This is a genomic window from Nonomuraea fuscirosea, assembly GCF_035917475.1.
Lineage (GTDB): Bacteria > Actinomycetota > Actinomycetes > Streptosporangiales > Streptosporangiaceae > Nonomuraea > Nonomuraea fuscirosea.
In genome coordinates this window covers 4,081,548-4,090,035 of the sequence record NZ_CP109074.1, presented here as the reverse complement: position 1 = coordinate 4,090,035, position 8,488 = coordinate 4,081,548, and the positions used below count along the sequence as shown (strand labels likewise).

Annotated in this window: 6 protein-coding genes; 3 read left to right on the top strand and 3 right to left on the bottom strand. The window is 73.9% G+C overall.

The genetic code is table 11. The features are described from left to right. Positions 1 to 148: 148 nt before the first annotated feature. From OIE67_RS18490 to OIE67_RS18480, 3 genes are all read right to left on the bottom strand, one after another. Positions 149 to 883 carry a GntR family transcriptional regulator gene (locus OIE67_RS18490; RefSeq protein ID WP_326641943.1) on the bottom strand — a complete coding sequence of 245 codons (735 nt, stop codon included), beginning with the start codon at positions 881 to 883 and terminating at the stop codon, positions 149 to 151. An 87-nt stretch (positions 884 to 970) separates the two neighbouring features. Next, complete coding sequence (locus tag OIE67_RS18485) at positions 971 to 1,756, bottom strand: ABC transporter permease (protein ID WP_326641941.1); 786 nt, start codon at positions 1,754 to 1,756, stop codon at positions 971 to 973. A gap of 3 nt (positions 1,757 to 1,759) precedes the next feature. Further along, a complete protein-coding gene (locus tag OIE67_RS18480; RefSeq protein WP_326641939.1) occupies positions 1,760 to 2,779 on the bottom strand; it encodes an ABC transporter substrate-binding protein in 1,020 nt (339 codons plus the stop codon). Between the two features lie 191 nt (positions 2,780 to 2,970). On the opposite strand from OIE67_RS18480, the gene OIE67_RS18475 reads away from it, so the two are divergent. The 3 genes from OIE67_RS18475 (at position 2,971) to OIE67_RS18465 (ending at position 8,462) form a co-directional block, all read left to right on the top strand. Next, positions 2,971 to 3,729: an ABC transporter ATP-binding protein gene (locus OIE67_RS18475; RefSeq protein WP_326641937.1), complete on the top strand. Its 759-nt coding sequence runs from the start codon at positions 2,971 to 2,973 to the stop codon at positions 3,727 to 3,729. Between the two features lie 300 nt (positions 3,730 to 4,029). After that, positions 4,030 to 7,362, top strand: a complete 3,333-nt coding sequence (locus OIE67_RS18470; protein WP_326641935.1) for a hypothetical protein — start codon at positions 4,030 to 4,032, stop codon at positions 7,360 to 7,362. Positions 7,363 to 7,445: 83 nt separating this feature from the next. Further along, positions 7,446 to 8,462: an aminotransferase class V-fold PLP-dependent enzyme gene (locus OIE67_RS18465; RefSeq protein WP_326641932.1), complete on the top strand. Its 1,017-nt coding sequence runs from the start codon at positions 7,446 to 7,448 to the stop codon at positions 8,460 to 8,462. Positions 8,463 to 8,488: the final 26 nt, after the last annotated feature.

Here is an 8,488-nt window from a genome sequence, read left to right as displayed (position 1 = left end):
TGCATGGCTGGGGACGGTTACTCGTGCATGGCTTCGCGTGCATGGCTTCGCGTGCATGGCTGGGGACGGTTTTTCGGGCATGGCTGGGGACCGTGGCGCGGGCGGGCCCGGCGCACGGGGGTGGGCCGATCTGTCGGGAAAAGGGGATTCAGCTGTGGTCGGAGGAGCCGCTCAGATCGGTCTCGACGTAGAAGCGCTCGGACCCGGCCGGGATGACGATCTCGACCACTTCGGCGATCTCGCCGCGGCGGGTCCAGGTCTCGCGGGTCCAGCGGAAGACGGGCGCGCCCGGCGGCAGGGCGAACAGCTCCGCCTCGGGCCCGGTGAGGACGTGCGGCTCCACGTAGAGCCTGGCCCGCACCAGCTCGACCCCGCGATCGCGCAGGTAGGCGTGGGTGGTCAACGGTTCTAACGGCTGGTCGAGCAGGTCGGGCGCGAGCCGGAACGGCAGGACGTGCAGTTCGATGTTGGCCGCGGTGCCGTCGGGCCGCAGCTTGTGCCGTTCCATCTGGACGACCGCCTCCTCGCCGGGCACGCCCGGCAGCCGCAACCGCGCCGCCTGGGCGGGCAGCACCTGCGCGGAGACGACCCGGTGGTCGCCCGGCATCTCCGGTCCCTGGATCAGCAGGCCGGTGTAACGCAGCAAGTTGTGCCGGCCGACGGCCTGGGCCACGAAGCTGCCGCGCTTGCGGAAGCGCACGATGAGCCCGGCGTCGGCGAGATCGCGCAGGGCCCGCTGCACGGTGATGCGCGAGACCCCGAACTCCTCGCAGAGCTCGACCTCGGTGGGGATCCGGGTGCCTGGACCCCACTGTCCGTCACGGATACGTGCCTCAAGCGCCCTGCGGATCCGCACATGAAGCAAGAGGTCACGTTCTGACATGCCAAAATACTCGTTGTAGCCTTAAGTTATGTCAATAGGCCTTTAGGTATAACTTATCGGCTTACGGCGAGGTGAGCGCCGTCGTGATCAGCGTGCCGCGGACGTCTCCGCGACCCAGGGCAGCAGCAGGCGCTCGGCCAGCACCAGCGCGTAGAACAGCGCCATGCTCATGACGCCCAGCAGCGCGATGGCGGCGAACGCGAGCGCCGTGTCCGCGCTGCCGCCGGCCTGGACGATGACGAAGCCGAGCCCTGCGTCGCCCGCGCTGAACTCGCCGATCACCGCGCCGACCGAGGCCAGGGGCATGGCCACCTTCAGCCCGACGAAGATCTGCGGCAGCGCCGCGGGCAGGCGGATCCGCACGAACGTCTGCCCGCGCGGCGTGTCCAGCGACCTGGCCAGCTCGACCAGCTCGGGCGGCGTGGACGTCAGCCCCGAGGCCACCGACAACACGACGGGGAAGAAGCACACCAGCAGCGCCATGACCACCTTGGGCTGCTGCCCGAAGCCCATCCACACCACCAGCAGCGGCGCCAGCGCCACCTTGGGCACGGCGTTGAAGGCCACCAGCAGCGGCGCGAACATCAGCTCGGCCACGCGCCAGGCCGCGATCACCAGCCCGATCGCCAGCCCGCAGACCACCGAGAGCGCGAAGCCGAGCGCGGTCTCCGCCAGGGTGATCGCGGCCTGCTCCAGCAGGTAGCCGGGCAGGCGCAGGAAGGCGGTGACGACGGCGGCGGGCGAGGGCAGGATGATCTCCGGGATCGCGAAGGCCGCGGCGGCCAGCGCCCAGCCGCCGATCGCGGCCGTCACACCCAGCGCCGACCAGCCCGCCGCCGTCACCGCGTCCCGGTGCCGCCCGCCCTCCTCCACGGCTCAGCCCTTGGGGACGAGGCCGAACGACACCACCGACTCCGGCGCCACCTCGCCCGTGAAGGCCCCGGCCTCGCGCAGGACGCCGATCGCGCGTTCGACGCGCTCGCGACTCATCGCCCCCATCGGCTCGCCTCCGGCCGGGCGCACGTACGGGGCGATCAGGGTCAGCTCGGCGGCCGCGGCCTCGGCGTTCTGGGCTGGCTGGTGCGCGAGCAGGATCCTGGCCGCCTCCCGGGGGTTGTCCACCGCGTACGCCAGCCCCTTGAACAGGGCGCCGGTGAACCGCCTGACCAGGTCGGGGTTCTGGACCGCGAGGGTGGCGGAGGTGCTCAGCGCCGAGCCGTACATGTCGGTGATGACATCGCCGAACGGCAGCACCTTGACCTCCTTGCCCCGGGCGGCGTTGGCCACGGTGGGCCGGCCGACCACGTACTGGCCGATCGCGTCCACCTTCCCCGAGGCCAGGTTGGCGGCCAGCTGCGCCGGCTGCAGGCTGACCCACTTGACCTTGCTCCTGTCCACACCGGTGAGCTTGGCGTAGGTGGGGAACATCATGGCGATCACCGACGTGGCCGTGTCCCCGACGGTTCTGCCCTCCAGGTCCTTCGGCTCGCTGATGCCGCTGTCGCCGAGGGTCATGAGCGCCGCCAGCGTGCGCTGGTGGACGGCGGCGACCGCGACCGTCCCGGTCGCTCTGCCGCTGCCGGCGGTGAGCAGCATCGCGGTGAAGTCAATGGGCGAGAAGTGGGCCCGGCCGCCGGCGAGCGCGGCCATGTTCTCGCCGCTGCCCGTGCCCGGCTGCACGCTGACCTCGATGCCGGCCTCGCGGAAGTAGCCCTTGTCCATGGCGACGTAGACGTAGGCCTCACGGCCGAAGGTGCCGAAGCCGGTCACGTAGGTGACCTGGTCGGCGGCCGGCCGGGCAGGTGACGGCTCCGTGCCTCCCGAGCCGCAGCCGGCGGGGAGGGAGAGCGTCGCGACGATGGCGGTGGTCATGATGACACGCGGCAGTCGCCTCATGACACCGATCATGACCGTTTGACGCCTCCGGTCAATATCGCGGCAGGATTTCGTCAGGTGGACGCGGCGGGCGTCGTCTACGATCGAGATCGATCCGGCGAGATCGACCCGGCTGGACCCGTCCGGCTGGATCGAGCCGGCTGGATCCTCCGGCGAGATCGATCCGGGCTCGGGGCCGAGGAGGTCGCCAGGTGATCCGGCTGAGCAAGGTGTCCCAGGTGTTCGGCGGGCGCCGGGGTGCGGTGGAGGCGCTGCGCGAGGTCGATCTCGACGTGGCCGGCGGGGAGTTCGTGGCGATCGTGGGCCGGTCCGGCTGCGGCAAGTCCACGCTGCTGCGGCTGATCGCGGGCCTGCTGGTGGCCGGGTCGGGCGAGGTACTGGTGGACGGCGATCCGGTGGTCAGGCCGCGCCGTGACGTGGCCATCATGTTCCAGCGTCCCGCGCTGCTACCGTGGCGTTCCGTGCTCGGCAACGTGCTGCTGCCGGTCGAGGTGTTCGGATGGCGCGGGGAGGAGCACCGGCGGCGGGCGCGCGAACTGCTGGACATGGTGGGGCTGGAGGCGTTCCACCGGCGGCTGCCGCACGAGCTGTCGGGCGGGATGCAGCAGCGGGTGGCGCTGTGCCGGGCGCTCATCCAGCGGCCGCGCGTGCTGCTGATGGACGAGCCGTTCTCCGCCCTCGACGCGCTGACGCGGGAGGAGTTGTCGATCGAGCTGCAGCAGATCCACATGGAGCACGCGGCCACGGTCGTCCTGGTGACGCACTCGATCGAGGAGGCGGTGCTGCTCGCCGACCGGGTCGTGGTGCTGACGCCGCGTCCCGGGCGCGTCCACACGATCGTGGAGGTGAACGTGCCCAGGCCGCGCACGCTGGGCAGAGGCGCGCACGCCGAGGAGCTGGCCCGCTGCTCGGCCGAGCTGCACGAGGTGCTCGGCGCCCGGCGTGCCTGACTCCGGGCCTCGTCAATCCGGTTGCCTGGTGGGCGTCTTTGCCCGAATCATGTGGATGTGGTGCGGCTGGCATTCGGAGTGGTGACGGGACGCGACCAGCGGGTCTGGGACGCGCGGGGGCGACCGGTGATGGACCACGGTCCAAGGCGCGGCACGGGGAGCGGCGGGGAGGACCGTCCGGGGAGTGACACGGAAGGCCACGTTGGGGGCGGCGCGGAGAGCGACGCGGAGGGGCGCGTTGGAGACAACGCGGGGAGCGACGCGGAGGGCCGCGTAGGGAGCCGTGCGGAGAGCGGGGCGGTGGTGTGGGTTCCGGCCGAGGGTGCGCCGGTCGTGGTGGGGCCCGCCGGGGGCGATCCGGGGCCGGCGGTGGCTGAGCTCGGCCGGCTTCTCGCCGACGGTCCTACGGCGGCCGGGGCGGGGATGGAGTTGTGCCCGGGGTTCGTCTCCGCTCGGCTGGACGGCGCGCGCGGCGATCGGCGGGACGCGGTGCTGGCCGCGGTGCGGGTGCTGGGGATGGAGGGCATGCACCGGCTGGGTGAGCGGGCCGGGGTGCTGGTGGCGCTGTTCGGGGCGGAGGCGACCAAGCGGGTGGCCGCCGCCGCGGGTCAGGCCATCGCCGACGGCCGCTGGGCGGCGCTCCAGCTTGCTTCGGCGGCCAGCGGCGTGCTGGGGGCCGAGCAGCTCGAACGCGTCCTACGCCTCGGCCCGCCCACCCCCACCCGGGAGGGGGACGCCGCGCCGACCCCGGCACGGCCACCCAGCGATCCAGCTCCCGGGGGAGCCGCGGCCGGGGCAACTCCAGGACCAGCCGTCGTCGAACCCCTACCGGAGCCCGCCGTTGTGGCGCTCGCGCCGGAGGCCGCCGTCGTGGAGCCCACACCGGAGCCCGCACTCGCGGACCCCACACCAGGCCCCGCCGTTGTGGAGCCGGGGTTGGAGGCTGCCGCGTCTACGATGGCTGGTCATCTGGAGCGGGTGCTCAGCCCGTTTCCGCGCAGGCGGCGGCTCGATCTGCTGCTCGATCTGTGGGAGCGGGTGGCGGCCGAGCGGGAGCGGGTCGGGCGCAGGCGGCGGTTGCGGGCCATGCAGGGCAGGCAGAGCAGGCTGGAGGAGCTGACCGCCCGGTACGAGGCCCACGAGGAAGAACTGCTGATCGCGCACATCACCCAGCAGCTGGGCCACGAGCCGTCGCTGGCGGAAGCGGCCCGCTGGTCCCCCGAGCCGTGGGAGCGGGCGGCGCTCATGCGGCGCGTCGTGGCCGACGCCCTCGCCGCCACCGTGCTGGTACGCACCGCCGTGGCGGTGGCCGATCACGGTGTGCGCGAGGGCATCGCCCGGTGCGCGGACCAGCTCGTCGCCGCGGCCGCCCTCATGAAGCCGGACGAGGCGGGGCGGGCGGCCCGGCGGGTGCCCGGGCTCGCCGGTCTGCCCGCCAGGCCCGGCAACTACGTCCGGGATCTGGCCGCCAAACGGCACGACCCGCGGGAGCCGTACGTCAGGCAGCGCCTGGCCAGGGCGGCCGAGTACGCGGAGGTCGTCATCGAGGCCGTCACCGACCGCGTCCTTGAGGCCCGCCCGCAGCCGGGCGCCTGGGCGGGCGCGGGGATGCGTGAGTGGCGGGCCGTCGCCGGATACACCCCGCAGCGCGACCCCGCCTCGTGGTCGCAGCCGCACCAGGAGGAGTCGCGGGCGTCGCTGAGCGAACGGCTGGCGGCCCGGCCCGGCACGGCGCCGGAAGAGGAGGAGACGGCCGGGGACCTGCTCTGGTACGCCGAGCTCGCCGACGCGCTCGCCCAGCTCAACGGTCACGAACGGGCGGACATCGACTTCGGCCCCACCTACCCCTACCTGAACTGGAATCCCTTCCCCCGCCCGGAGGAGCAGCTCACGCCGCCGGTGGAGTCGGTCCCGGCGGCGCTGGCCGGGGCGGCGCAGCTGATCTCGTTCGGCGGGCGGCCGCCCCGGCAGTGCCGCACCTGGGAGGAGCTGGTCACGGGGCTGATCGCCGATCTCCGGTTCACGGAGGCGTTCACGCGGGACTTCTCGCTGCCCGAGCCGCTGGCGGCGCGCGACGGCACGATCCTGCCCGGTACGCGGCTGCGGGTGGAGTGCGCGCGCAACGCCCGCATGCTCACCCGGTGGTCGGCGTACATGGGGAACTGCATCGGCTCACCGCACTACGCCGAGGCGGCCGCGCAGGGCAGGTGCGTGCTGCTGGCCCTGCGCCGTGAGGACGGCGCGATCGCCGCAAACGTCGAGCTCGTCCAGCACAGGCGCGGGTGGCGGATCGAGGAGTTCCGGGCCAGGTTCAACGCCGACCCCGACCCGGCGCTGCGCCAACGCGTGCTGACCTGGGTGGCCGGTCTGCCGGTGCCCGCGCCCGCCGCGCCCGAGCCGCCTGACCTGCTCCCCGGGCCGCGCCCTGCGGCCCGGCGGCGGCCGAGGCGGGCGTCTCTCGAGGTGAGCGGCCCGCTGGCGGAGCTCGTCGCGGACGCCTTGACGGTCCCTGATGTGGTGGCGGCCCTGAACACTTTCGATCGCCTGTACGCCGCCCGCGACGGCGCCCCCACGTCCAGCACCGCTCCTGGATTCCGGGCGTCCGGAAGCGCGGTTCCCCGATCCCGAACGCCTGCGGGTGCCACGCCCTCGGCTGCCGTCCCTGGATGGCGAACGCCTGCGGGCGGTGCCGCTTCCGGATTCCGAGCGACCTGGAATGCCGCCCCCGGATCCCCAGAACCCGCGAGCGCCACCACCGGACCTCAGGAATCCACGGGTGCCACGCCCGGACACCAGGCGCCCACGGATGCCGCCCCCGAATACCAGGCGCCCACGAGTGCCGCGCCCGGATCCCGAGCGTCCGAGGGCCCCGTGCCTGGATATCGAGTTCCCACGGGTGCCGTACCCGGACCCCGAACGCCCACGAATGCCGTGCCAGGAGCCCGAACGACCGCAGGTGCCGCTCCCGGAGCCCGAGGCGCGCCCGCGATCCAGGTGCCGGCGGGTCTGACGGCGCTGCGCCGGCTGCCGGCCGAACGGATCGAGCGGGCCTGCCGGTACGGCCTGGCCGCGGCGGGCCTGGTGGCGCTGTGGCGGGCCACCGGCGTGCGTCCCCTGGAGCGCGCGCTGGCCGCTCTCGACCCGCGCCTGCGTGAGCAGTACGACCAGCTCCCCCTGCTGCTGGCCGACGCCCCGCTCCCCGGCTCGCTGCGCCGGCTGGCCAGGCATGAGGCGATCGCGCCCGCTCGCTCGATGGAGCTGGTGGCCCGCCGGATCCGTGCCGCGCTCGGCCGCCTGGCGCGGGCCGGGGATCCGGTGCTCGCCGACCACGTGGCCCGCCGTGCCGACACGGCGCTGCTGTGCGCGCTCGTCGTCGCGGTCACCTCCTGGCCGGGCGCGGAGCTGCCGACCGTCCCGGTGACGCGGCCGGGCGAGACGGGCGTGCCGGGCTTTCCCCGTACGGACCTGGATGACCCGGACGGGCCGTGGCGGCGGTCGTTCCCCGCGGCCGTCGAACTGGGCGCCGACCTCGCCGTCTTCAGCGAGCGGGTCGCCACGGACGGCCTCCGGGTCCCGTCCGCGTGGCTGGGCCACGGCGGCTGGCCGGCGCTGTGGCAACGCGCCGCACGCTGAGCCCGCCGACGCCGCCCGCTTCAGGCCGGCCCCTGGACGCTACGCACTGAGGCCGCTGATTTTGCCCGCTTTAGGCTGATCACATGGACATCTCCTCTGCCGCGGGGCTCTGGGACGCTCACCAGGGCTGGCTCAACACCGCCTCCTACGGTCTGCCGCCCCGCCGTGCCTTCGACGAGTTGCAGGCCGTGCTGACCGAGTGGCGGCACGGCAGCGGCGACTGGCAGCCGTGGGACGCCTCCGTCGGCCGCTCGCGCGCGGCCTTCGCCCGGCTCGTCGGCGCCCAGGCGGCCGATGTGAGCGTCGGGTCGACCGTCTCGCAGATCATGTCGGTCGTGGCCACGGCGCTGCCGCCGGGGGCCGAGGTGGTCGTGCCCGAGGTCGAGTTCACCAGCAACCTGTTCCCGTGGGCGGTGGCCGCCGACATCGTGACGGTGCCGCCCGACCGGGTGGCCGACGCGATCACCCGGGACACCGCGGCCGTGGCGTTCAGCGTGGTGCAGTCGGCGAGCGGCTACGTGGCGCCGGTGGCCGACATCGTGACCGCCGCGCGGGACCATGACGCGCTGGTCATCGCCGACGCCTCGCAGGCGTGCGGCTGGCTGCCGGTGGACGTGACGGGCGTGGACGCGCTGGTGTGCGCGGCGTACAAGTGGCTGATGGCGCCGCGCGGAGCGGCGTTCGCCTACCTGTCACCGCGGCTGCGCGAGCGCATGCGCCCGCTGGCCGCCAACTGGTACGCCGGCGCCGACGAGGGCGGCTCCTACTACGGGCCGCCGCTGCGCCTGGCCGGCGACGCGCGGGCGTTCGACCTGTCGCCCGCGTGGTTCAGCTTCGTCGGAGCCGCGCCCGCCATCGAGCTGCTGAACGAGCTCGGCGTCGAGCGCGTGCGCGAGCACAACGTGGCCCTGGCCAACCGGTTCCGCGCGGGCCTCGGCCTGGAGCCGTCCGACACGGCCATCGTCTCGGTGGACGCCCCGGGCGAGCGGCTGGAGGCGGCGGGGATCAGGGCGGCGGTACGGGCCGGCCGGGTGCGCGCCAGTTTCCACGTCTACACGACCGAGGCCGACGTGGACCGCGCTCTCGACGTCCTGACCTGACCTCCCCCGCACACCGAGGACGCCCA